The 22,952-nt window shown below is 61.6% G+C and carries 21 protein-coding genes; 14 read left to right on the top strand and 7 right to left on the bottom strand.

The window, feature by feature from the left end:
• The first annotated feature begins 62 nt into the window (after window positions 1-62).
• The 5 genes from menD to menE are packed head-to-tail and all read left to right on the top strand — an operon-like array spanning window position 63 to window position 5,683.
• On the top strand, window positions 63-1,733 hold the full coding sequence (gene menD, locus L2I46_RS10750) for a 2-succinyl-5-enolpyruvyl-6-hydroxy-3-cyclohexene-1-carboxylic-acid synthase (RefSeq protein ID WP_048297927.1): 1,671 nt from the start codon (window positions 63-65) through the stop codon (window positions 1,731-1,733).
• A complete protein-coding gene (menH, locus tag L2I46_RS10745; protein ID WP_236947855.1) occupies window positions 1,730-2,488 on the top strand; it encodes a 2-succinyl-6-hydroxy-2,4-cyclohexadiene-1-carboxylate synthase in 759 nt (252 codons plus the stop codon). The genes menD and menH overlap by 4 nt, the downstream gene beginning before the upstream one ends.
• 14 nt (window positions 2,489-2,502) lie before the next feature.
• On the top strand, window positions 2,503-3,360 hold the full coding sequence (gene menB, locus L2I46_RS10740) for a 1,4-dihydroxy-2-naphthoyl-CoA synthase (protein ID WP_004201730.1): 858 nt from the start codon (window positions 2,503-2,505) through the stop codon (window positions 3,358-3,360).
• Window positions 3,360-4,325 carry an o-succinylbenzoate synthase gene (gene menC / locus L2I46_RS10735; RefSeq protein WP_044524259.1) on the top strand — a complete coding sequence of 322 codons (966 nt, stop codon included), beginning with the start codon at window positions 3,360-3,362 and terminating at the stop codon, window positions 4,323-4,325. Before menB ends, menC begins: the two co-directional genes overlap by 1 nt.
• Window positions 4,322-5,683, top strand: coding sequence for an o-succinylbenzoate--CoA ligase (gene menE, locus L2I46_RS10730; RefSeq protein ID WP_236947854.1), 1,362 nt, complete (start codon window positions 4,322-4,324; stop codon window positions 5,681-5,683). Before menC ends, menE begins: the two co-directional genes overlap by 4 nt.
• On the opposite strand, the gene L2I46_RS10725 is transcribed toward menE, so the two are convergent.
• From L2I46_RS10725 to L2I46_RS10715, 3 genes are read right to left on the bottom strand one after another with little or no spacing between them, the layout of a single operon-like run.
• Entirely contained in the window at window positions 5,680-7,197 is a 1,518-nt protein-coding gene (locus L2I46_RS10725; RefSeq protein ID WP_023290502.1) for a tripartite tricarboxylate transporter permease, read from the bottom strand. The two genes, menE and L2I46_RS10725, sit on opposite strands and share 4 nt — an antisense overlap.
• 11 nt (window positions 7,198-7,208) lie before the next feature.
• Entirely contained in the window at window positions 7,209-7,640 is a 432-nt protein-coding gene (locus L2I46_RS10720) for a tripartite tricarboxylate transporter TctB family protein (protein ID WP_023290501.1), read from the bottom strand.
• A gap of 15 nt (window positions 7,641-7,655) precedes the next feature.
• Window positions 7,656-8,636, bottom strand: coding sequence for a Bug family tripartite tricarboxylate transporter substrate binding protein (locus L2I46_RS10715; protein WP_023290500.1), 981 nt, complete (start codon window positions 8,634-8,636; stop codon window positions 7,656-7,658).
• A gap of 133 nt (window positions 8,637-8,769) precedes the next feature.
• On the opposite strand from L2I46_RS10715, the gene tctD reads away from it, so the two are divergent.
• The gene (gene tctD / locus L2I46_RS10710; RefSeq protein ID WP_236947853.1) at window positions 8,770-9,447 is read left to right on the top strand and encodes a transcriptional regulator TctD; all 678 of its coding nucleotides are present in this window, start codon (window positions 8,770-8,772) and stop codon (window positions 9,445-9,447) included.
• Window positions 9,434-10,840, top strand: coding sequence for a sensor histidine kinase (locus tag L2I46_RS10705; protein ID WP_032453565.1), 1,407 nt, complete (start codon window positions 9,434-9,436; stop codon window positions 10,838-10,840). The genes tctD and L2I46_RS10705 overlap by 14 nt, the downstream gene beginning before the upstream one ends.
• Here L2I46_RS10705 and nudI read toward each other — a convergent pair.
• Window positions 10,832-11,257: a nucleoside triphosphatase NudI gene (gene nudI / locus L2I46_RS10700; RefSeq protein ID WP_050533212.1), complete on the bottom strand. Its 426-nt coding sequence runs from the start codon at window positions 11,255-11,257 to the stop codon at window positions 10,832-10,834. The genes L2I46_RS10705 and nudI overlap by 9 nt on opposite strands.
• A 138-nt stretch (window positions 11,258-11,395) precedes the next feature.
• On the opposite strand from nudI, the gene L2I46_RS10695 reads away from it, so the two are divergent.
• The 7 genes from L2I46_RS10695 (at window position 11,396) to yfaU (ending at window position 18,792) form a co-directional block, all read left to right on the top strand.
• Window positions 11,396-12,313 (top strand): Rpn family recombination-promoting nuclease/putative transposase, encoded by a 918-nt coding sequence (locus L2I46_RS10695; protein ID WP_023290496.1) that lies wholly within the window; start codon window positions 11,396-11,398, stop codon window positions 12,311-12,313.
• A gap of 283 nt (window positions 12,314-12,596) precedes the next feature.
• Window positions 12,597-13,139, top strand: coding sequence for a YfaZ family outer membrane protein (locus L2I46_RS10690; protein WP_004201712.1), 543 nt, complete (start codon window positions 12,597-12,599; stop codon window positions 13,137-13,139).
• Between the two features lie 102 nt (window positions 13,140-13,241).
• On the top strand, window positions 13,242-14,438 hold the full coding sequence (locus tag L2I46_RS10685) for a nicotinamide mononucleotide deamidase-related protein YfaY (protein ID WP_032453562.1): 1,197 nt from the start codon (window positions 13,242-13,244) through the stop codon (window positions 14,436-14,438).
• A 203-nt stretch (window positions 14,439-14,641) separates the two neighbouring features.
• Window positions 14,642-15,427 carry an IclR family transcriptional regulator gene (locus tag L2I46_RS10680; protein ID WP_236947852.1) on the top strand — a complete coding sequence of 262 codons (786 nt, stop codon included), beginning with the start codon at window positions 14,642-14,644 and terminating at the stop codon, window positions 15,425-15,427.
• A 10-nt stretch (window positions 15,428-15,437) separates the two neighbouring features.
• Window positions 15,438-16,643 carry an L-rhamnonate dehydratase gene (rhmD, locus tag L2I46_RS10675; protein ID WP_017899291.1) on the top strand — a complete coding sequence of 402 codons (1,206 nt, stop codon included), beginning with the start codon at window positions 15,438-15,440 and terminating at the stop codon, window positions 16,641-16,643.
• Window positions 16,644-16,684: 41 nt separating this feature from the next.
• On the top strand, window positions 16,685-17,974 hold the full coding sequence (locus L2I46_RS10670) for an MFS transporter (protein WP_236947866.1): 1,290 nt from the start codon (window positions 16,685-16,687) through the stop codon (window positions 17,972-17,974).
• A gap of 14 nt (window positions 17,975-17,988) precedes the next feature.
• Window positions 17,989-18,792 (top strand): 2-keto-3-deoxy-L-rhamnonate aldolase, encoded by an 804-nt coding sequence (yfaU, locus tag L2I46_RS10665; protein ID WP_023290492.1) that lies wholly within the window; start codon window positions 17,989-17,991, stop codon window positions 18,790-18,792.
• Between the two features lie 21 nt (window positions 18,793-18,813).
• Here the strand turns inward: yfaU and glpC are convergent, their stop codons facing one another.
• From glpC to glpA, 3 genes are read right to left on the bottom strand one after another with little or no spacing between them, the layout of a single operon-like run.
• Entirely contained in the window at window positions 18,814-19,992 is a 1,179-nt protein-coding gene (gene glpC, locus L2I46_RS10660; RefSeq protein WP_087849530.1) for an anaerobic glycerol-3-phosphate dehydrogenase subunit GlpC, read from the bottom strand.
• Window positions 19,989-21,248: a glycerol-3-phosphate dehydrogenase subunit GlpB gene (gene glpB / locus L2I46_RS10655; RefSeq protein ID WP_236947851.1), complete on the bottom strand. Its 1,260-nt coding sequence runs from the start codon at window positions 21,246-21,248 to the stop codon at window positions 19,989-19,991. The genes glpC and glpB overlap by 4 nt, the downstream gene beginning before the upstream one ends.
• Window positions 21,238-22,860, bottom strand: coding sequence for an anaerobic glycerol-3-phosphate dehydrogenase subunit A (gene glpA / locus L2I46_RS10650; RefSeq protein ID WP_236947850.1), 1,623 nt, complete (start codon window positions 22,858-22,860; stop codon window positions 21,238-21,240). The genes glpB and glpA overlap by 11 nt, the downstream gene beginning before the upstream one ends.
• Window positions 22,861-22,952 lie beyond the last annotated feature (92 nt).

The raw sequence follows: 22,952 nt of genomic DNA, 5'->3' as shown, positions 1-22,952 counted from the left end.
TCAAAACGCCGTCACTTTGCCTTATCTATACTTAGCATCAATATTTGATACCGGACAATTTCATGTCAGTAAGCGCATTTAACCGACGCTGGGCGGCGGTGATCCTGGAAGCTTTAACGCGCCACGGCGTGCAGCATATCTGCATTGCGCCGGGCTCGCGCTCGACACCCTTAACCCTGGCGGCGGCGGAAAACCGCGCCTTTATCCATCATACCCATTTTGACGAACGCGGCCTTGGCCACCTGGCGCTCGGTCTGGCGAAAGCCAGTCGTCAGCCGGTGGCGGTTATTGTGACCTCCGGGACTGCCACCGCGAACCTATATCCGGCGCTGATTGAGGCGGGGCTTACCGGGGAAAAGCTGATTCTCCTGACCGCTGACCGTCCGCCGGAGCTGATCGACTGCGGCGCCAATCAGGCGATTCGTCAGCCGGGGATGTTCGCCTCCCATCCGTCGCAGACGATTTCTCTGCCGCGTCCCTCGCAGGATATTTCCGCCCGCTGGCTGGTCTCGACCCTCGACCAGGCCTTGGGCGAGCTGCACGCCGGCGGGGTGCATATCAACTGCCCGTTCGCCGAACCGCTGTATGGCGATATGGATGATACCGGCGTGGAGTGGCAGCAGCAGCTCGGCAACTGGTGGCAGAGCGATAAACCCTGGTTACGTCAGGCGCTGCAGATGGAAAGTGAGAAACAGCGCGACTGGTTCTTCTGGCGGCAAAAGCGCGGCGTGGTCGTGGCGGGCAGAATGAGCGCCGCCGAAGGGAAAAAAGTGGCCGAGTGGGCGCAAACCCTCGGCTGGCCGCTGATCGGCGATGTCCTGTCGCAGACCGGGCAGCCGCTGCCGTGCGCTGACCTGTGGCTGGGCAACGGCAAAGCGGTGAGCGAGCTGGCGCAGGCGCAGATCGTGGTTCAGCTCGGCAGCAGCCTGACCGGCAAGCGGGTCCTGCAGTGGCAGGCCACCTGCGAGCCTGATGAATACTGGCTGGTGGATAATCTGCCCGGCCGTCTCGATCCGGCGCAGCACCGCGGCCGTCGTCTGCTCGCCAGCATTGACCGCTGGCTTGAGCTTCACCCGGCGGAGAAACGCCAGCCGTGGGCGACGGCTATTCCTGAACTGGCCCGACAGGCGTGGGAGGCGGCGGTCGCCAGCAACGAACCCTTTGGCGAAGCGCAGCTGGCGCAGCGAATTCGGCGCTATCTGCCGGAACAGGGGCAATTGTTTGTCGGCAACAGCCTGGTGGTGCGCCTGATCGACGCCCTGGCGCAGCTGCCGGCTGGCTACCCGGTTTACAGCAACCGCGGCGCCAGCGGCATTGATGGCTTGATCGCCACCGCCGCCGGCGTCCAGCGCGCCAGCGCCCGGCCAACCCTGGCTATCGTCGGCGATCTTTCGGCGCTGTACGATCTCAACTCGCTGGCCCTGCTGCGCCAGGCGTCGGCGCCGTTGGTGCTGATCGTGGTGAACAACAACGGCGGGCAGATTTTCTCCATGCTGCCGACGCCGCAGGACGAGCGGCGCCAGTTCTACTTAATGCCGCAGGACGTTGATTTCAGCCACGCGGCGGCGATGTTCGGCCTGGTCTATCATCGCCCGGCTGACTGGCAGGCGCTGGATGAGGCGCTGGCCGGCGCCTGGCGCAGGGCAGGGGCGACGGTGATTGAGCTGGCGGTCAATGAGACCGACGGCACGCAGACCCTCCAGCAGCTGCTGGCGCAGGTAAGTCGCCTGTGACCCTCAGCGCTGCTGTCGAACATGGCCAGCCGGGTTATCCCTGGCTGGTCTTTCTGCACGGTTTTTCCGGCGACCGCCATGAGTGGCGGGAAGTAGGCGACGCGTTTCGCGCCTGGCCGCGGCTGTATCTCGATCTGCCGGGCCACGGCGGCTCGGCGGATATCGCGGTGCAGGACTTTGCCGGGGTCAATATTCTGCTGCAGGCTACGCTTAATAGTTACAACATACTTAACTACTGGCTGATCGGTTACTCGCTGGGGGGCCGGGTGGCGATGAACTTCGCCTGCCAGCCGCGCGCGGGCCTGCGCGGCCTGATCGTTGAGGGTGGCCATCCGGGCCTGCAGGATGCCGAAGCGCGGCAGGCGCGGCACAGCAACGACAGCGCCTGGGCGGAACGTTTTCGCCATGAGCCGTTGGCGCAGGTCTTTGCCGACTGGTATCAGCAGCCGGTCTTCGCTTCACTGGATGCCGGGCAGCGCGCGGCGCTGGTCGCCTTACGCAGCCGGAACAACGGCGCGACGCTGGCCGAGATGCTGCAGGCGACCTCCCTTGCCGGGCAGGCCGATCTGCGCGCGTCCCTGCAGGCGCGCGATTTCCCCTTTCACTACCTGTGCGGCGAGCGCGATGCGAAATTTCGCGCCATCGCGCAGGCGCTCGCGGCGGATCTCCATCTTATTCACCATGCCGGACACAACGCGCACCGGGACAACCCGGCGGCGGTGATTGCCTGTCTGGCGCAGATTCTGGCAAGTTAACTGAAGGACATTCTATGATCTCTCTTGATGAAGCAATGCTCTATGCCCCTGTTGAATGGCACGATTGTTCCGAAGGCTATACCGATATTCGCTATCACAAATCGGCCGACGGCATTGCCAAAATCACAATCAATCGCCCGCAGGTGCGCAACGCCTTCCGCCCGCTGACCGTCAAAGAGATGATCCAGGCGCTGGCGGATGCCCGTTATGACGACAATATCGGGGTGATTGTCCTGACCGGCGAAGGTGAGAAAGCCTTTTGCGCCGGCGGCGATCAGAAAGTCCGCGGCGATTACGGCGGCTATCAGGACGACTCCGGCGTGCATCATCTCAACGTACTCGACTTTCAGCGCCAGATCCGCACCTGCCCGAAGCCGGTGGTAGCGATGGTGGCCGGCTACTCTATCGGCGGCGGCCACGTGCTGCACATGATGTGCGATCTGACCATCGCGGCGGAAAACGCCATCTTCGGTCAGACCGGGCCGAAAGTCGGCTCCTTCGACGGCGGCTGGGGCGCCTCCTATATGGCGCGCATCGTCGGGCAGAAAAAAGCGCGCGAAATCTGGTTCCTCTGCCGTCAGTATGACGCGCAGCAGGCGCTGGACATGGGGCTGGTGAACACCGTGGTGCCGCTGGCGGATCTGGAAAAAGAGACGGTGCGCTGGTGTCGTGAAATGCTGCAGAACAGCCCAATGGCGCTGCGCTGCCTGAAAGCGGCGCTGAACGCCGACTGCGACGGCCAGGCCGGTCTGCAGGAGCTGGCGGGCAACGCAACTATGCTGTTCTACATGACGGAAGAGGGACAGGAAGGCCGCAATGCCTTCAACCAGAAACGTCAGCCGGACTTCAGCAAATTTAAACGGAATCCCTAATGCGCGTTTCGCAGGTTTACCGCTGGCAGATACCGATGGACGCGGGCGTGGTGCTGCGAGAACGGCGGTTAAAAACCCGCGACGGGCTGTTCATCCACCTGCGGGAGGGTGAGCGGGAGGGCTGGGGGGAAATTTCTCCCCTGCCGGGATTCAGCGCAGAGACTCTGGCGGAGGCGCAGGCGGCGCTACTGCCCTGGGCTCAGGCCTGGCGCGACGGCGCGGAGCCGGCGCTTCCTGCGCTGCCCTCTGTCGCGTTTGGCATCAGCTGCGCGCAGGCGGAGCTCAGCGGCGAGCTGCCGCAGGCCGCGGATTATCGCGCGGCGCCGCTCTGCTCCGGCGATCCGGATGAGCTGTTCGCCAGACTGGCGGCGATGCCCGGCGAGAAAGTCGCTAAGGTGAAAGTGGGGCTCTGGGAGGCGGTCCGCGATGGCATGGTGGTTAATCTGCTGCTGGAAGCCATCCCCGACCTGCAGCTGCGTCTGGATGCCAACCGGGCCTGGACGCCGCTGAAAGCGCAGCAGTTTGCGAAATATGTCGATCCGGCGTATCGCCAGCGCATTGCCTTTCTTGAGGAACCTTGTAAAACGCGGGAGGACTCGCGGGCCTTTAGTCGCGAAACCGGGATCGCTATCGCCTGGGATGAAAGCCTGCGCGAGGCGGATTTTCGCTTCGTCGCCGAGCCGGGCGTGCGCGCGGTGGTGATCAAGCCGACGCTAACCGGCAGTTTACACCGGGTTCAGCAGCAGGTCGCCGCGGCCCATGCGCTGGGGCTGAGCGCGGTGATCAGCTCGTCGATCGAGTCCAGCCTCGGGTTAACCCAGCTGGCGCGGGTTGCCGCCTGGCTGACGCCGCAGACCATCCCCGGACTGGACACCCTGTCGCTGATGGGCGCCCAGCTGGTGCGGGCGTGGCCGGAAAGCACCCTGCCGATGCTCAGCATCGATACGCTGGAGCCGCTGCTGTGACCTTTCGCGACTGGCCCTGGCGGCACTGGCGCCAGCGGCGCGGAGAGGCGCAGGCGCTGCGCCTGAATGACCAGCCGCTGACCTGGCGCGACCTGTGCGCCCGCGTTGACGCGCTGGCGGCCGGGTTTGCCGCGCAGGGCGTAACAGAAGGTCACGGGGTGGCGCTGCAGGCTTTTAACCAGCCGTCGACGCTGCTGGCCTGGCTGGCGCTGCTGCAGTGCGGCGCGCGGGTGCTGCCGCTCAATCCGCAGCTGCCGACGGCGTTGCTGCAGGAACTGCTGCCAGCGTTGACCGTCCAGCATCAGCTGGTGCTTAACGGCGATGCGCTGCCGGGGGATTTACCGGCGTTAACCCTGCAGGCGACAGCGGGAACCCATGCTGTGCCGTGGCGTGAGGATCGTTTCGCCTCAATGACGCTGACCTCGGGGTCGACCGGTTTGCCGAAGGCGGCGGTGCATCATGCCAGCGCCCATCTGGCCAGCGCCGCCGGCGTGCTGGCGCTGATGCCGTTTGCCGCAGAAGATGACTGGCTGCTGTCGCTGCCGCTGTTTCATGTCTCCGGCCAGGGGATTATGTGGCGCTGGCTGCTGGCCGGCGCGCGGCTGACGGTGCGCGATAAACAGCCGCTGGCGCAGATGCTGCAGGGCTGTACCCATGCTTCGCTGGTGCCGACTCAGCTGTGGCGCCTGCTGAATGACGATGCTGCGCTTACCCTCAAGGCGGTGCTGCTCGGCGGCGCGGCGATCCCGGTCGAATTGACCGAGCGGGCGCGGGGGCAGGAGGTACGCACCTACTGCGGTTACGGCCTGACCGAATTCGCTTCCACCGTCTGCGCTAAAGAGGCCGACGGCGCGGCGGATGTGGGCGCGGCGTTGCCGGGGCGGGAGATGAAAATCGTTGCCGGCGAGGTCTGGCTGCGGGCGGCGAGCATGGCCGCGGGCTACTGGCGCGACGGTCAATTGTTGCCATTGACCAACGACGAAGGGTGGTTTGCCACCCGCGATCGCGGCGAGATCATCGATGGACGGCTTACTCTCCTCGGGCGCCTGGATAATCTCTTTTTCAGCGGTGGAGAAGGGATCCAGCCGGAGGAGGTGGAACGGATCATCGGGGCGCATCCGCAGATACAGCAGGCGTTTGTCGTGCCGCTGGACGATGCGGAATATGGCCAGCGTCCGGTAGCGGTGGTGGAATGCGATGACGGCTGCGAAATGAGCGTGCTGGCGGCATGGAGCGCGGAACGGCTGGCGCGTTTCCAGCAGCCGGTGCGTTGGCTGCGGCTGCCGGAAACGTTAAAGAACGGTGGGATTAAGATCTCGCGCCGGGCGCTGCGCGAATGGGTCAATTCGCCGGCTTAGCCGATATTGGCTTCGGCGCGACGCTGGCGCTGTTTACGCCGCAGACGCAGCAGCGGCGGCACCACCAGCACGGCGATAGCCAGCACCAGCAGCGTTTTGGTCACCCCGCTTTGCCACAGGATCGCCAGATTGCCGTTGCTGATCGACAGCGCGCGACGCAGGTTCTGCTCCAGCATCTCCCCCAGCACGAAGCCAAGGATCAGCGGCGACATCGGGAAGTGCATTTTGCGCATGATGTAGCCGAGCACCCCAAGCCCCACCATCAGCAGCAGGTCAAAAGTGGTGCTGTGTACCGCGTAGACGCCGACGGCGGAGACCGCGGCGATGGCCGGGACCAGAAACCACAGCGGAATGGTCAGCATACGGGTGAACAGGCCGATCAGCGGAATGTTCATAATAAGCAGCATCACGTTGGCGATCAGCAGGGCGGCAATCAGCCCCCAGACGATATCCGGCTGCTCGGTGAACATTGCCGGGCCGGGGGTGATGTTATACAGCGTCAGCGCGCCCATCATCACCGCGGTGGTGCCGGACCCCGGCACGCCGAGCGTCAGCATGGGAATAAAGGAACCGCAGGCGGAGGCGTTATTGGCCGCTTCCGGCGCCGCCACGCCGCGAATATCGCCCTTGCCGAAGTTATCGCTGTTACCGCTGAGTTTTTTCTCCGTCATGTAGGTAATGGCGCTGGCGATGGTCGCCCCGGCGCCGGGCAGAATGCCGACGAAGAAACCCACCACCGAAGAGCGCAGGGTCGCGCCGACGCACTGCGCGGCCTCTTTGGTGTTAAACAGCATCCGTCCGGTTTTCCGCACCAGCGTTTGTCCGCCGCTGGTGCTCTCCAGCATCAACAGGATCTCTGAAACCGAGAACAGGCCGATCACCACCACAATAAACTGTACGCCGTCCGAGAGATGGACGCTGTCGAAGGTGAAGCGGTAAACCCCGGTATTGGCGTCCACCCCTACCGTCGCCAGACCCAGGCCGATTAACGCCGCGAGGAACGACTTCAGCGGGTTCTGCGCCATCATGCTGCCAAGACAGGCGATGGCGAAGACCATCAGCGCGAAGTACTCCGCCGGACCGAACGCCAGCGACCACTGGGCGAGCAGCGGCGCGAACAAAATAATACCGCCGATGGCGATCATTGAGCCAAAGAAGGAACTGACGGCGGAAATCGACAACGCAACGCCGCCGCGACCCTGCTGGGCCATCGGATAGCCGTCGAGGGCGGTCATAATGGCGGCGGCATCGCCGGGCACGTTCAACAGAATTGATGAAATACGCCCGCCGTATTCGCAACCGATATAAACCGTCGCCAGCAGGATCAGCGCCGACTCCGCGGGTAAATGCAGGGCGAAAGCCAGCGGCAGCAGAATCGCCACGCCGTTGATAGGCCCCAGCCCCGGCAGGAGGCCGACGATAGTCCCGACAAAGCAGCCGATCAGGGCGATCAGCAGGTTCTCCGGCGTCATGGCGACGGCGAAGCCCTGCGAGAGATAGATCCAGGTATCCATAAACGCCTCCGTTAATTAAACCAGATGCCAAGGGGCAGGGTGACATCGAGCAGGGTGTCGAAGGCGTACCATAACGACACGCCCATCGCGACGCCGGCAATGCCCGCCGCCGGCAGCGTCGCGCCGAACAGCAGACCAATGATCGCCGTCAGCAGCGCGGTGGCCAGCGGAAAACCGAGCCATTCAAACCCCCAGGCGTAGACCACCAGCACCACGACCATGGTCAGCAGACGCTGCAGCACATGCCGTCCCGGCCACTCGACGGCGTCCGGGCGACGTAGCAACATTAACGCCGAGCACAGCAGCATCAGGCCGATGATCCCGAGCGGGAAGGGACGCGGGCCGACGGGTTCATAGGCGTATTCGCTGTGGATCTGCCAGGCGATAAACAGACCGCCAATACATAACAACAGCCACACTCCGGCAAAAATACGATCGCTCATTAGCGCCTCCGCGGATTATTTTGCCAGGCCAAAGGCTTTCGCCTGTTCGCGATAGTCGTTGACCTGCTGCTTAACGTAGGTATCGAGCTCCTTGCCGTTCATGTTGAATTCAAACAGGCCGCGCAGTTCACGTTGCTTTTTGAACGCTTCGGTTTGCTGCAGTTTAGTGAATTCATCGACCCACCACTGGTACTCGGCGTCGCTGACTTTTGGGCCCATAAAGAAGCCGCGAATAATCGGCCAGACCAGGTCGTAGCCCTGCTCTTTAGCGGTAGGGACATCGGCGAGCGCGCCCGGCAATCGTTCACTGGAGAAGACCGCCAGCACGCGGATTTTATTGCCCTGCAGATAGGGCACCATCTCGCTGAGATCGCCGGAGACCGCTTGCACATGGTTGCCGAGCAGCGCGGTCACCGGCTCGCCGCCGCCTTCAAAGGCGACATAGCGCATTTTATGCGGGTCGACGTTGGCTTTTTGCGCCAGCAGCGCCGCTTTCATCCAGTCCTGGCTGCCGATGGAGGCCCCGGCGCCAATCACGATGCTGGAGGGATTTTTCTCCATCGCGGTCATAAACGACTTCAGATCTTTCCATGGCGAATCGGCGCGCACGGCGATCATGCCGTAGTCGGTGCCGACGCTCGCCAGCCAGCGCACGTCATCGACGCTGTAACGGCCGAATTTACCCTGCGACAGGTTCAGCAGCGAGCCGCCGGAGAAGGCGACGACGGTCCCCGGCTCTGCCGGGCGCTGGGCGACAATGGCGTTGTAGGCTACCGCGCCCACGCCGCCGGGCATATAGGTGACGCGCATCGGTTTCTCGATAGCGCCGGTTTCCATCAGGCTCACCTGAATCAGCTTACAGGTCAGGTCAAAGCCGCCGCCGGGTTTAGCGGGCGCGATACATTCGGTGCGGGACGGGGCCTCTGCGGCGAAGGCGGATGTGGTGCAAAGGCACAGCGCGATGGCGCTCAGATGGCGGAAAAATGGCGTTTTCATAGGCTTCCTCAGCAGGTACAGGGCAGGTTTTTTTGATTATGTGAACCGACATATGGCGATTCGGTTGCATGATTGTTAAAACAGTTACCTTTCATTTCCCTTTCAATGCAGCAGCAACGTTACAGGATGTGATATGCGTCTCTTATTAGCCGAGGATAATCGTGAGCTGGCTCACTGGCTGGAAAAAGCGCTGGTGCAGAGCGGTTTTGCCGTGGATTGCGTCGCTGACGGGCGTGCGGCCGACCATCTGCTGCAAAGCGAGCAATATGCGCTGGCGGTGCTGGATATCGGTATGCCGGGGTTCGATGGCCTTGAAGTGGTGCAGCGGCTGCGCAAGCGCGGGCAGACCCTGCCGGTGCTGTTGCTGACCGCCCGCAGCGCGGTAGCGGACCGGGTGAAGGGCTTAAATGCCGGCGCGGATGACTATTTACCCAAGCCCTTTGAGCTGGAAGAGCTCGACGCCCGCCTGCGGGCGCTGCTCCGGCGCAGCGAAGGGCAGGTGCATGAGGTGCAGCAGCTTGGCGAGCTGGCGTATTGTGACGAAGGCTATTTTTTACTCCGTGGCCAGATGTTGTCTCTGACGCCGCGCGAGCTGGCGCTATTGAAGGTGCTGATGTTTCGCCGCACTCGCCCGGTTTCCCGTCAGCAGCTGTTCGAACAGGTGTTCAGCCTCAGCGATGACGTCAGTCCGGAAAGCATCGAACTCTACATTCACCGTCTGCGCAAGAAACTTCAGGCGAGCAATGTGCGTATAACCACCCTGCGCGGTTTAGGCTATCTGCTTGAGTGCGAGCGCCATGAGATGGAGTAAGCCGCAATCGCTCTATGCCCAACTGTTGCTGTTTCTCGGCCTGCCGCTGGTCCTGCTGTGGGGACTCTCCGCGTTTAACAGCTACGTCAGCGCGCTGCAGGCGGCGACGCAAGCCTACGATCGTACCCTGCTGTCGTCGGCGCGGACGGTGGCCGAGCAGCTGGTGGTTCGCGGAGGGCAACTGGAGGTGAATGTGCCCTGGGTGGTGCTGGACAGCTTCGAGCTCAATATGAACGATCGTCTCTATTACAAGGTGCTCGACCCGCAGGGGAAGGTCATTTCCGGCTATGACGATCTGCCCGCGATGCCGCCCTCCACCTCGCGAACTCAGCTCTATCCGGCGCTGGCGTGGTTTTATCATACCGAATATCGCGGTCAGGCAATCCGCGTGGCGCGCCTGCTGCAGCCCATCAACGAAGGCGGCATCGTTGGCATGGCGGAGATATATATTGCCGAAACGCTGCAGTCCCGCCGCTGGCTGGCCGGACAATTACTCTTCTCATCCTGGGTGTCGCAAGGGTTACTGGTCCTGTTGACGCTGGTGCTGGCAGCCTGGCTGCTGCGCCGCGTGCTGCGGCCCATGCGTCAGCTCTCCGCGCTGATGGTGCGCCGTGAACCCGGTCTGCTGACGCCGCTGCCGGAGCTGCTGCCCTGGTCGGAAACGCGGCTGCTGATTGTCGCGTTCAACCGCTACATCGACCGCCTGCGGGTGATGATCTCCCGCCAGGAGCGCTTTAGCGCCGATGCGTCCCATCAGCTGAAAACACCGCTTGCGGTGCTGAAAACGCAGGCTTCGGTAGCCCTGGCCAGCGACGATCCGCAACTGTGGCGCGAAAGTCTGCAGGCGATGCGCGCCACGCTGGACGATACGGTCTTGTTAACGGAGCGGTTGCTGCAGCTGGCGACGGTAAAACAGCGGGAGCAGGCGTTTGCGGTGATTAACTTGCCGGAGATTGTGCGCAACAGCTGCTTTTCACGTATCGCGCAAGCGCGGAGCAAACATATCGATCTTGGCTACGAGGGCGAGCAGTCGGCGGTACATGTGGCAGGCGATAGCGTTCTGCTGGGGGAGCTGTGCGCTAACCTGCTCGACAATGCCATTCGCTATACCCCGGAATATGGAACGGTCACGCTTAGCCTGCATCGCGACGGCGACGCCGTGTTGCTCAGCGTGGAAGACAGCGGTCCGGGAATTGACGACCACCAGGTACACCAGGCGCTGATGCCGTTTCGCCGCCTCGATAACGCGGGCGCGATTCCCGGCGCCGGGCTGGGCCTGGCGCTGGTTAACGATATTGCACGTTTGCATCGTAGCCACCTGCAGCTTTCGCGCAGCGAAAGCCTGGGCGGACTGAAGGCGACGCTGCGCCTGCTGACCGTGGCGTCAGAGTAGCCCCTTCATGCTCAGGGTGAGGCGGGTGGCGGCATTGAGATCGTAGTTTTTAAGCTCATCCGCTTTCACCCAGGCGTAATCGTCAAACTCCTCGTTGATCGTTACGTCGCGATTGGCGCTAACGCAGTCGAAGATCAGATAGATCATATAGATCGTTTCCTGGCGCCCGTCGGGATAGGTTTTCACGCGGGTATCGTCGCGGAAGCTCCATGGCGTGATACGGGTCAACTGCAGTTTTTCGCCAAGCTCCTCGCGGACTTCACGTCGCAGCGCCTCTTCGATACGTTCCCCTGGCTCCACGCCGCCGCCGGACAAGGCCCATTGTCCTGGAAAAACCCCGCGGTCGGCAGCCATCTTGCACAACAGGTAATGGCCATCATTTTGGATTAGCGGGCAAACAATCGTCCTTTGACGCATGATTTTTCTCCTTCGCAGTAAGTCGGGCCGGGTATCGAGGAAACAGTTTGCGAGGCGCCTCGGCAAACCGCAAGGGAAATACGGCGCTGGCTTTACAGAGTGATAAGTTAAGCGAAAATTATCGTATGGAGAGCCACCATGGAAAGGACCACCCATTCCCCACATGACGCCGTGTTTAAACACCTACTGTCGCATCGGGCGACGGCGCGGGATTTTCTGGACATTCACCTTCCTGAACATTTGCGAGAATTATGCAATCTGCAAACGCTGCAGTTGGAGTCCGGAAGTTTTATCGATGAAGACCTGCGCGCCAGCCATTCCGATATTCTTTACTCGCTGCAAACCCAGGCGGGGGACGGATATATCTATCTGCTTATCGAACATCAAAGCTCTGCGGACCGTCATATGGCATTTCGCCTGATGCGTTATGCGATAGCAGCGATGCAGCGCCATCTGGATAAAGGACATACGCAACTGCCATTGGTGATCCCGCTGCTTTTTTATCATGGGCAAGTCTCGCCCTGGCCGTATCCCATGTGCTGGCTGGAAGGATTTGCTCATCCGCAAACCGCGCGGCAAGTATACAATCAGGATTTTCACTTAATCGATATCACGGTGCTTCCTGACGATACAATAATGCAGCACCGACGGGTCGCGATGCTTGAGTTGCTGCAAAAGCATATCCGGCAACGCGATATGATGGAACTGCAGGAGCAACTAGCCAGCCTGTTGGCGCTGGGATACACTAGCCGCAGACAGCTCAGGACGCTGCTTCACTATTTATTACAGGCAGGAAATGCCGCCGATCCGGTCGCCTTTTTACGTAATCTTGCGCAAAATGTCCCCAGACGGCTGCATAAGGAGACGCTAATGAACATTGCCCAGTTTCTGGAACAACGTGGCCATCAGCAGGGCCTGCAGCAAGGTCTTGAACAGGGAGAACAATTGGCTGCGCAACGTATTGCCAAGGCGATGCTGGAAAACGGGCTTGATCTGGCGCTGGTGGCGAAGCTGACGGGGCTTGCGCCGGAGCGCCTGGCCCTGCTCGCCCATTAATTTTTCTGCTTCCTTCAAACAGCCTGCGCAATGGCGATTGCGCAGATAAATATAGATTTATTCAATCAATACAACCTAATTAAATATAATTCTACTGAATATGAATGCGGTGAAATTTACATTCTTTCGCAAATGCGCGGTGGTATTGCTGTAAAAAGACGCAACTGGTTACACTCTTGTGAAAAATCATTTCGCCAGGTCATTGATTCCTGACGAGTGCGCAGTAGAATTTTCAGGTTTTTTCGGGACTTCTTTGATTTTAATTTTCTGGATAGAGTAAATAATGAAAAAAAGCATTTTTATGGCGCTGGCTGGCGTCATGCTGGTCTCTTCGGCGGCCCATGCGATCAGCGTTACCGGCGAAGCAGGCGAGCATTACACCAACCTTGGGGTCGGCTTCGGCACCGAGTCCACCGGTCTGGCTGTTTCGGGTAACTGGCTGCACAGCGATAACGACGGCGACGCCGCGGGTTTAGGCCTGGGCCTGAATATTCCGCTGGGGCCGTTCCTGGCGACCGTGGGCGGTAAAGGGGTATACACCAACCCGAAACAGGGTGATGAAGGTTATGCGGCCGCGGTCGGCGGCGGCCTGCAGTGGAAAATCGGCGACAGCTTCCGTCTGTATGGCGACTACTACTACTCTCCAGATTCCCTCTCCAGCGGCATTGACAGCTATCAGGAAGCCAACGTCGGCGCCAGCTGGACCATTATGCGTCCGCTCAGCATCCAGGCAGGCTATCGCTATCTGAACCTGGCGGGCAAAGATGGCAACCGCGATAACACCATCGCCGACGGCCCGTACATCGGCGCCAGCGCCAGCTTCTAATCTCCTCCGGCGCGGTCTTCTCTTGCCGCGCCAGATTTTCCTCCTCGTCAGCCTCCCGCTTTGCGTTATAGTATTTGCCACCTGGCAGGCAAGGAGTGAGCAATGTTGAATGTGGAAATGCTGTCCACTGGCGATGAAGTGTTGCATGGTCAAATCGTTGACACCAATGCAGCATGGCTGGCGGATTTCTTTTTTAATCAGGGTTTACCATTAACGCGCCGTAATACCGTCGGCGACGATCTCGATGCGCTGGTGGCGATGCTGCGCGAACGCAGCGAACAGGCGGATGTGCTGATCGTCAATGGCGGCCTCGGCCCAACCAGCGACGACCTGAGCGCGCTGGCCGCGGCCACCGCGAAAGGCGAAGGACTTATTTTGCATCCGGAGTGGCTGGAAACCATGACCCGCTTCTTTGCTGAACGCGGGCGGCCGATGGCGGAAAGCAACCGTAAGCAGGCGGAAATCCCCGCCAGCGCCGAGATGATCAATAACCCGGTGGGCACGGCCTGCGGCTTTGCCATCCAGCTCAATCGCTGCCTGATGTTTTTCACCCCCGGCGTTCCCTCTGAATTCAAAGTGATGGTCGAGCAGGAGATTTTACCGCGCCTGCGCCAGCGCTTTACGCTGCCGGAACCGCCGGTATGCCTGCGGCTGACCACTTTTGGCCGCTCGGAAAGCGAGCTGGCGCAAAACCTCAATCCGCTGACGTTACCGCCTGGCGTGGTGATGGGCTACCGCTCGTCGATGCCGATCATTGAGCTGAAGCTGACCGGACCGGCTGAGCAGCGTGACGCCATGCTGGCCCTGTGGCCGGAAGTGCGTAAAGTGGCTGGCGACAGCCTGATTTTCGAAGGCACTGAAGGGTTACCGGCGCAGATTGCACGCTGTCTGCAGGAGCGGCAGCTGAGCCTGACGCTCAGCGAGCAGTTTACCGGCGGTCTGCTGGCGCTCCAGCTGTCCCGCGCCGGCGCGCCGCTGCTGGCCAGCGAAGTGGTCCCGGCGCAGGAGGAGACGCTGGCGCAGGCGGCCCGCTGGGCGGCCGAGCGGCGCATTAACCATTTTGCCGGCCTGGCCCTGGCGGTGAGCGGCCAGGAAAACGATCATCTTAACGTGGCCCTGGCCACCCCCGACGGCACCTTCGCGCTGCGGGTGAAGTTTAGCGTCACTCGCCACAGCCTGGCGGTACGCCAGGAAGTCTGCGCCATGATGGCATTAAACCTGCTGCGTCGCTGGCTGAATGGCCAACCGCTGGCCAGTGAACATGGCTGGATTAACGTGGTGGATTCCCTCTCAATGTAAGTCGTTTCCCGGCGCGCGGGCTTCTCCCGGGCGCCGGTTGTCCAGCCTGTTGTACTCTCCTGAAAAAATTCTGTGCGTTAAGTCGCAATTTTCCGCTGCGAACGGTCCAGCATACGGGAAAGCGATTGCCCCGCGATGTCGCTCACACTTTACCGCCCGGACAACCGCAACACTGATTCCAGTATTCAGGATTGGAGTCCAGTATGTTGGAATCAACGAAAGTCCCGGCGCTGACCCGCGCGATTGAGATCCTCAATTTAATTGGCCGCATCGGACCCTGCAGCGCGGCGACGATAATAGCGGAGCTGGGGATCCCGAAAAGCACGGTTTATCTGCTGCTGGGCGAGCTGAAAAAGCAGCGCTTCATCAGTATGGATAATCAGGATAACTACTGCCTGTGGACCAAACTGGTGGAGCTGGCCGGGCAGGCGCTAAGCAAAATGGACCTGCGCGAGCTGGCGCGGCCGCGCCTGACCCGCCTGATGGATGAGTGCGGCCTGCTCTGCCATCTGGGCATTATCGATCACGGTAACGCCTACTACATTCTGAAAATTGAATCACCCGCCACCATTAGCGTGCGTTCGCACGAAGGAAAGAGCCTGTCGCTTTACCGCTCCGGGATCGGCAAATGTCTGCTGGCCTGGCAGCCCGCCGGGGTTCAGGCATCGATTATCGAAGAACTGCAGTGGGAGCGGGCTACGCCAACGACCATCAGCAATGCTCAACAGCTGCGGGAGGAGCTGGGGCGGATCCGCGCCCGGGGCTGGAGCTTTGATAATGGCGAGGACTATCCGGACGTGCGCTGCGTGGCCGCCCCGGTTTTTAACGCCAATAACGACCTGACCGCCGCCATCTCGGTGGTGGGTACCCGTCTGCAAATCAATGAAGACAATCGCGATTACCTTGCCGGTAAGGCGATTGCCTGCGCGAAAGATATTTCACGACTGCTGGGGTGGAAAAGCCCCTTTGAACAACTCGCCTCATCATAAGGAGAACACCATGACCCTACCGAAAATTAAACACGTCCGCGCCTGGTTTACCGGCGGCGCCACCGCAGAGCAGGGCGCCGGCGGCGGCGATTACCACGATCAGGGGGCTAACCACTGGATTGACGATCATATCGCCACCCCGATGAGCAAATACAAACAGTATGAGCAGTCCCGCCAGTCGTTTGGCATCAACGTGCTGGGCACGCTGATTGTGGAAGTGGAAGCCGACAACGGGCAGACCGGCTTTGCCGTGTCGACGGCCGGAGAGATGGGCTGCTTTATCGTGGAAAAACATCTCAACCGCTTTATCGAAGGCAAATGCGTCAGCGATATCAAACTGATCCACGACCAGATGCTCAACGCCACCCTTTACTACGCAGGATCCGGCGGTCTGGTGATGAACACCATCTCCTGTGTCGACCTTGCGCTGTGGGATCTGTTCGGGAAAGTGGTTGGCCTGCCGGTCTACAAACTGCTGGGCGGAGCGGTGCGTGACGAAATCCAGTTCTATGCCACCGGCGCCCGTCCGGATCTGGCGCAGGAGATGGGCTTTATCGGTGGCAAAATGCCCACCCACTGGGGGCCGCACGATGGCGACGCCGGGATCCGCAAAGACGTCGCCATGGTGGCGGACATGCGCGAAAAATGCGGCCCGGATTTCTGGTTAATGCTGGACTGCTGGATGAGCCAGGACGTTAACTATGCCACCAAACTTGCCCATGCCTGCGCCCCTTACAACCTCAAGTGGATCGAGGAGTGCCTGCCGCCGCAGCAGTATGAAGGTTATCGCGAGCTGAAGCGCCAGGCGCCGGCCGGGATGATGGTGACCAGCGGCGAGCACCACGGCACCCTGCAGTCCTTCCGCACCCTGTCGGAGACCGGAATCGATATTATGCAGCCCGACGTCGGCTGGTGCGGCGGCTTAACCACGCTGGTGGAGATAGCGGCTATTGCTAAAGCGCGCGGGCAGCTGGTGGTGCCGCACGGCTCGTCGGTTTACTCACATCATGCGGTGATCACTTTCACCAACACGCCGTTCAGCGAGTTTCTGATGACCAGTCCTGACTGCGCCACGCTGCGTCCGCAGTTCGACCCGATCCTGCTCGGCGAGCCGGTGCCGGAGAGGGGGCGCATTCATAAATCGGTACTGGATAAACCCGGCTTTGGCGTCGAGCTCAATCGCGACTGCAACCTGAAACGTCCTTATCAACACTGATCCCCCGGGCCGCCCGGCGGCCCACGCCTGAGGATATTATGATGAGCAACACTCTGCTGGAGAGCGTGGTGAAGAAAAACCGCGCCCGCTTAATCCCCTTTATGCTGGCGCTGTACGTGCTGGCGTTTCTTGACCGTTCGAATATCGGTTTCGCCAAAGAGACCTACCAGCTGGACACTGGCCTCAGCAACGAAGCCTATGCGCTGGGGGCGGGGATTTTCTTTGTGGTCTATGCCTTTCTTGGGGTGCCGGCCAACCTGCTGATGCGCAAATTTGGCGCCAGAAAATGGATCGGCTGCACCACGCTGCTGTGGGGCGTGCTGTCGGCGGCGATGGCGTGGGCGGATACGGAAGCGAAATTCCTGCTGGTACGTACCCTGCTGGGCGCGGCGGAGGCGGGCTTCTTCCCCGGAATGATCTACCTCACGTCTCAGTGGTTTCCCCAGCAAAACCGCGCCAGCATTATGGGGCTTTTTTATATGGGGGCGCCGCTGGCGCTGACCCTCGGTTCGCCTTTATCCGGCGCGCTGCTGGAGATGCATGGGTTTATGGGCCATCCCGGCTGGTTCTGGATGTTTGTGATTGAAGGCCTGCTCGCCGTCGCCGCAGGAGCGTTCACCTTCTTCTGGCTGGACGATTCGCCGCAGCATGCCCGCTTCCTGAGCGCGGCGGAGAAACAGGCCCTGATAGGCGAGCTGGCGCGAGAGGAGGAGAAAAAGGTCACCTCGCGTCTGTCCGATGCGCTGCGTAACGGGCGGGTCTGGCAGCTGGCGCTGACCTACATGACCATTCAGGTGGCGGTCTATGGCCTGATTTTCTTCCTGCCCACTCAGGTCGCCGCGCTGTTGGGCACCAAAGTCGGCTTCATTGCCTCGATGGTGACGGCTATTCCATGGGTGGCGGCGCTGTTCGGTACCTGGCTTATCCCTCGCTACTCCGATCGTACCGGCGAGCGGCGCAATATTGCCGCGCTGACGCTGCTGGCGGCAGCGGTCGGGATTGCGGTTTCCGGGCTGGTGGCGCCGGTGCTGGCCATCATCGCGCTGTGCGTGGCGGCGGTTGGGGTGATTGCCGTGCAGCCGGTCTTCTGGACGATGCCGACGCAGCTGCTCTCCGGCACGGCGCTGGCCGCCGGGATTGGCTTCGTTAACCTGTTTGGCGCCATCGGCGGCTTTCTGGCGCCGATCGTTCGCGTGCAGGCCGAAACGCTGTTCGCCAGCAGCGCCGCTGGACTGTTAACCCTGGCCGGCGTGGCCATCATCGGGGTGATCACCATCTTCTCATTAAGCCTCACCCGCGCGGTTCCTCAGCGCGGCGGCGTACAGCATTGATTAAAGGAATCGCTATGAACGCACTGTTATCAAACCCCTTCAAACGTGGATTATTACGCGGTGAGACGCAAATAGGCCTGTGGCTGAGCTCGACCTCCTCCTATCTGGCGGAGATTGCCGCCACTTCAGGATATGACTGGCTGCTGATCGACGGCGAGCATGCCCCGAACACTATTCAGGACCTTTATCATCAGCTCCAGGCCATCGCCCCTTATGCCAGTCAGCCGGTGATCCGTCCGGTGGAGGGCAGCCGCAGCCTGATAAAACAGGTGCTGGATATTGGTGCCAGAACGTTGCTGGTGCCGATGGTCGATACCGCCGAGCAGGCGCGGGAAGTCGTCTCGGCAACCCGTTATCCTCCCGTCGGTAGCCGCGGCGTTGGCGCCGGCGTGGCCCGGGCGGCGCGCTGGGGCAGAGTGGAGAATTATATGGCGGAGGCGAATGACGAACTCTGTCTGCTGATTCAGGTGGAGAGCCGAACCGCGCTGGAAAATCTGGACGCTATCCTCGAGGTGGAGGGCATTGACGGGGTGTTTATCGGGCCGGCGGATCTCTCCGCTTCGCTGGGACACCCGGACGATGCAGGCCATCCTGACGTGCAGCGGGTGATTGAGCAGAGCATCCGGCGCATTCGCGCGGCGGGAAAAGCGGCCGGATTTCTGGCGGTCGACCCGGCGATGGCGGAAAAATGTCTCGCCTGGGGGGCCAATTTCGTCGCCGTCGGGGTCGATACCATGCTGTACACCCAGGCGCTGGACCGCCGGCTGGCAATGTTTAAATCCGCCAGCGCTCAGCCGCAGGAGAAAGCGAGCTATTGACGGCACAGGCTGGCGCCGGACTCAGGCGAGCGCCTGCGCCAGCACCGTCAGCGGATGTTCGCAGCCTTTGCTGGTGGACATTTCTATCTGCCATTTACAGGTCTCGCAGTCGGTGACGACGATGTCGGCCCCGCTCTCCTCAATCTGACGGAACAGCGGGGCGCCGATAGCCTGGGATACCGCGTAATTCTCAGTCTTAAACCCGTAGGTGCCGGCGATGCCGCAGCACTGCGAATCCAGCACTTCCAGCTGCAGGCCGGGGATCAGCCGCAGCAGTTCGAGGGTATACAGCGACCAGCCCATTTTCTCCATATGGCACGGCGTGTGATAGACCACCTTCAGCGGCAGCGGGCGCAGCGGCAGCGTTTTGCCACTATCCAGTTGTTTCCAGATCCAGCGAGTGGCCAGCTCCACCCGGTCGCGGAGATCGCTGTTGTCGACATCAAGGAGGTGCGGGTATTCATCGCGCAGCGTAAAGGTGCAGGTCGAGGAGGTGGCGATGATCGGCAGCGCGTTTTCCCGCATCGCGGCGACGTTGCTCTGCGCCTGCTTACGCGCTTTGTCAAAAAAGCCGTTGGCGATCAGCGGCACGCCGCAGCATTTTTCCCGTGATAACAACTGCACGCCGGTGCCCAGCGCATTGACGACGCGAATCAGATCCTTGCCCAACTGCGGGTGGTTATAGTTGACGTAGCAACCATGAAAGAAGGCCACCTGCTCAGGGTACTGCGCCTGTCTGGCCGCGAGCTGGCGGAAAGCGCGGCGGAAGGTGCCGAAGCCATATTTTGGCAGCGTGCGGCGATGATCGATATTGAGCGCCGCGTCGAGCAGGCGGCGTACCGGTTTTAAGCCGGTGGTGGCGTTTACCAGTGGGGCAAAGGGGGTGGAAAGGGTGCCCATCAGGTCGGTATGGCTGAGAATGGCGTCGCGCAGGGTCGGTTTTTGCTGGCCATACTGTGCCCGGGCGCGTTGAATGATATCGCCAATTTTCACATCCGACGGGCAGGCGACCTCACAGCGCTTGCAGTTAATGCAGTACTTGAGCGCCTCATCGTACAGCGCGCCATCCTTCAGGCGCAGGCGTTCGCCGTCCGGCCCCGCCTGTTTCGGCCCGGGATAGCGCGGATTGACCCGGCTTACCGGACAGGTAGTGGTACAGACCGTGCACTTAATGCAGCTTTCAAAACGGGTATCGTTCATGGTCGGCCTCCGGCGAGGGCGTGGATCTGTCTGGCGGCGTGCAGTGCGGTGACGGCGCAGCCCCCGCCGCCGCAGCCGAGCTGAATGGCATCGAACCCGCCGAGCAGCGAACCGATGGCGAAAAGATTGCTGAACGGCTGCCCGCCCAGCATGGGGCGCAGCAGGGCATCGGTTTTCACCCCGAAGCGCTGCCACGGCTGGGAGGCAAAGAAGTCGCGCTGGTACCAGTCGTCGCGCGGCAGGGTCTGCTGTAGATCGAGACCGAGAATGGGTTCGCGCACGCTATCCCGCGTGGCGACAAGACCGTTACTGAAAAAGCTGCCGCTGGCCAGCACGGTAAAACGCGGACGCAGCGCAATATCGCCGTGATTTCGCGTCCAGACGGCCTCGACGGCGCCCTGTCGATGGCTGATGTTCACCACTTCATCGCCGGCAAGCCAGGTGCCGCCGCCGCGAATAAACTGCCGCTGCAGCAAACTGTGCAGGCGCATCCCGGGAACCGAAGGCGGCAGCGTCGGCAGCAGACGCAGCGGGCAGGGCAGGCGCGCCTGCAGCCAGTGGTACAGGCGATCGTCGGCGAGGCCAAAGCAGGCGGGCATGATTAGCAGCTCATGCTGCTGCGCCAGCGGCAGCAGCGCCGCATGCAGGGCAGGCCAGTGGTTTTCATCGTCGAGGAGGCGGGCGATATTGGCGGCGCGAAACTCGGTGGGGTTGTCACGTAAAACATCCAGCAGCGGTAACTCGATTTCCGCCGCTACGGCGGTGACGCCGGTTTGCCCGAGCGCGGCGGCGGCGAGATGCGGCTGAAAATCGGCAAAGCCGCTGATCCCCACCAGACAGACCCCCTGTCGGGGGAGTGGCGCGACAGGAACCTCCTGCGGCGATAGCCACGCCGCGCGCAGCGTCCCCAGCGGCGTTACCCGCCGGTGCGGGCGGTGCGCGTCGCCCTGCATCACCGCGCCGCAGGCGGCCAGCAGGGCTTCAGTTTGTTTTGCGTATTCGAGCACCGCCCCGGCGCCGAGCCGGGAATAAGGGTGCTCAGGAAGCAGTTCAGCGAGCTGCTGCAGACCTTGCGCGAGGTCAGTGACGTTATCGCCGTTCGGCAGCGCCGAGAGCAGATCTAACGACGCGGAGGAAAAATGCAACGCGCTTTGCCCGCGGCTGATGATAACGCTGCGCAGGCCGGACTGATTCAGCGTCAGGCCGCACAGCAGGCCGGCCAGTCCGCCGCCGATAATCGCGCAGTCAAATTTCATCCTGATGCTCCTGTGGTAGTCCGCACAGGCCGAGGTAGACCCAGCGGGTGAATTCGCTTTCGCGCAGCGCGTCGCCCCAGGCGATGGGCTGCACGCCCTTCCAGCGCTCATTGAGAAACGCCGACAGCTGGGTCAACGACTGCGCGGGGGTGGTGACGTTAAAGCGCTGCAGCAGACCGGCGGCGCGGCAGGCGCAGAGTTCCCCCTGGCAGGTCCCCATGCCAATCCGGGTACGGCGGCGCAGGTCGAGCAGGGTGTGGACCGCCAGATTTTCCACCGCGTATTTCACTTCACCAGCGGTGACGGCTTCGCATTCGCAGACCAGACTACGGTGCTGGCGGCTGTCGCCAAGCCAGGCCGGCGTGCGATCGCCATGGCGGTAGACAGCAGAGCCGCGCAGCGGGCCCGGCAGGGAGATAATTTTTCGCAGGGTGCTTTCCGTCGGCTCCTGCGACCCGGGGAGCGGGCTCTCGGCCGTGGAACAGGGGGTGGTGTTGCCCAGCTTACGACAGACGGCGTCGGTGGCCCACTCGGCCATCAGGCGATAGGTCATCAGCTTGCCGCCGGTGATGGTAATGAAGCCTTCCATGCCGTCGCGCTGAGCATGGTCGAGCAGGACGATGCCGCGGCTGACGCTGCGTCCGCTGGGATCGTTGTCGCTGGCCACCAGCGGGCGCACGCCGGAGTAGGCGCGGAGGATCCGGGTGCGGCCCATGACCGGCGCCAGCTTTTCACCTTCGCGCAGCAGGGTTTCGACTTCCGTGGTCGTTACCCGGTTGTCGTCAATTTCGTCATAAGGAATATGCATCGAGGTGGTGCCGATCAGCGAGATGGTATCCCCGGGCACCAGAATATCGGCATCGGCTGGCTTACGGCAGCGGTTGATCACCAGGTTGTTAATCCGGTGGTCAAGGATCAACAGCGATCCCTTCGCCGGGAACATGGTGATGCGCAGGTCGGCATATTCCGCAATGCGCTGCCCCCAGATACCGGCGGCATTGACCACTACCCCGGCGTACAGAGCGCGGGTCTGGTGAAGCTGACGATCGTATACCTGGACGCCACAGACGCGGTCGCCCTGGCGCAGCAGGCCTGTCACTTCGCAGCCGGTGAGGATCTGCACGCCGTGTTCGCGGGCGTCGAGCATATTGGCCGCGGTGAGGCGAAACGGGTCAATGGTGCCATCCGGGACCTGCACCGCCCCCAGCAGCGTCGGGTTGACGGCGGGCTCGCGGCGCAGCGCCTCCTGCGCAGAAAGCGGCGTGGCCTCTATGCCAGCCTGCTGGCAGGCGGCGATAAAGGTCTGCTGCCAGGCCAGATCGTCTTCAGGCAGGGTAATGAACAGACCGCCGGCCGGTTCGATACAGTGACGGGCGATGCGGCGCAGGATGCGGTTCTCACTGATGCATTCGCGGGCGGATTCGTTGTCGGTCACCGCATAGCGGGCGCCGCTGTGCAACAGCCCATGATTACGGCCGGTGGCCCCGGTGGCGATATCATGGCGCTCAATGAGCACTGTGCGTAATCCGCGTCGGGCGCAGTCGCGGGCGATGCCAGCGCCGGTTGCTCCGCCGCCGATGATGATGACCTCGCTATCAAGACGTCCCGTCATCTTCAGCTCCTCTGCTTTCGTTTACCGCCATTTAGCCACAATCAATAAGGTTATTGTTTGATTTCGAGCATATTCGCGCGTTATTTGAGCGC

It is taken from the genome of Klebsiella sp. 2019SCSN059 (genome assembly GCF_021739525.1).
GTDB lineage: Bacteria > Pseudomonadota > Gammaproteobacteria > Enterobacterales > Enterobacteriaceae > Klebsiella > Klebsiella quasipneumoniae.
The sequence above is the reverse complement of the archived record's forward strand: the minus strand, read 5'-3'. Positions and strand labels throughout refer to the sequence as shown.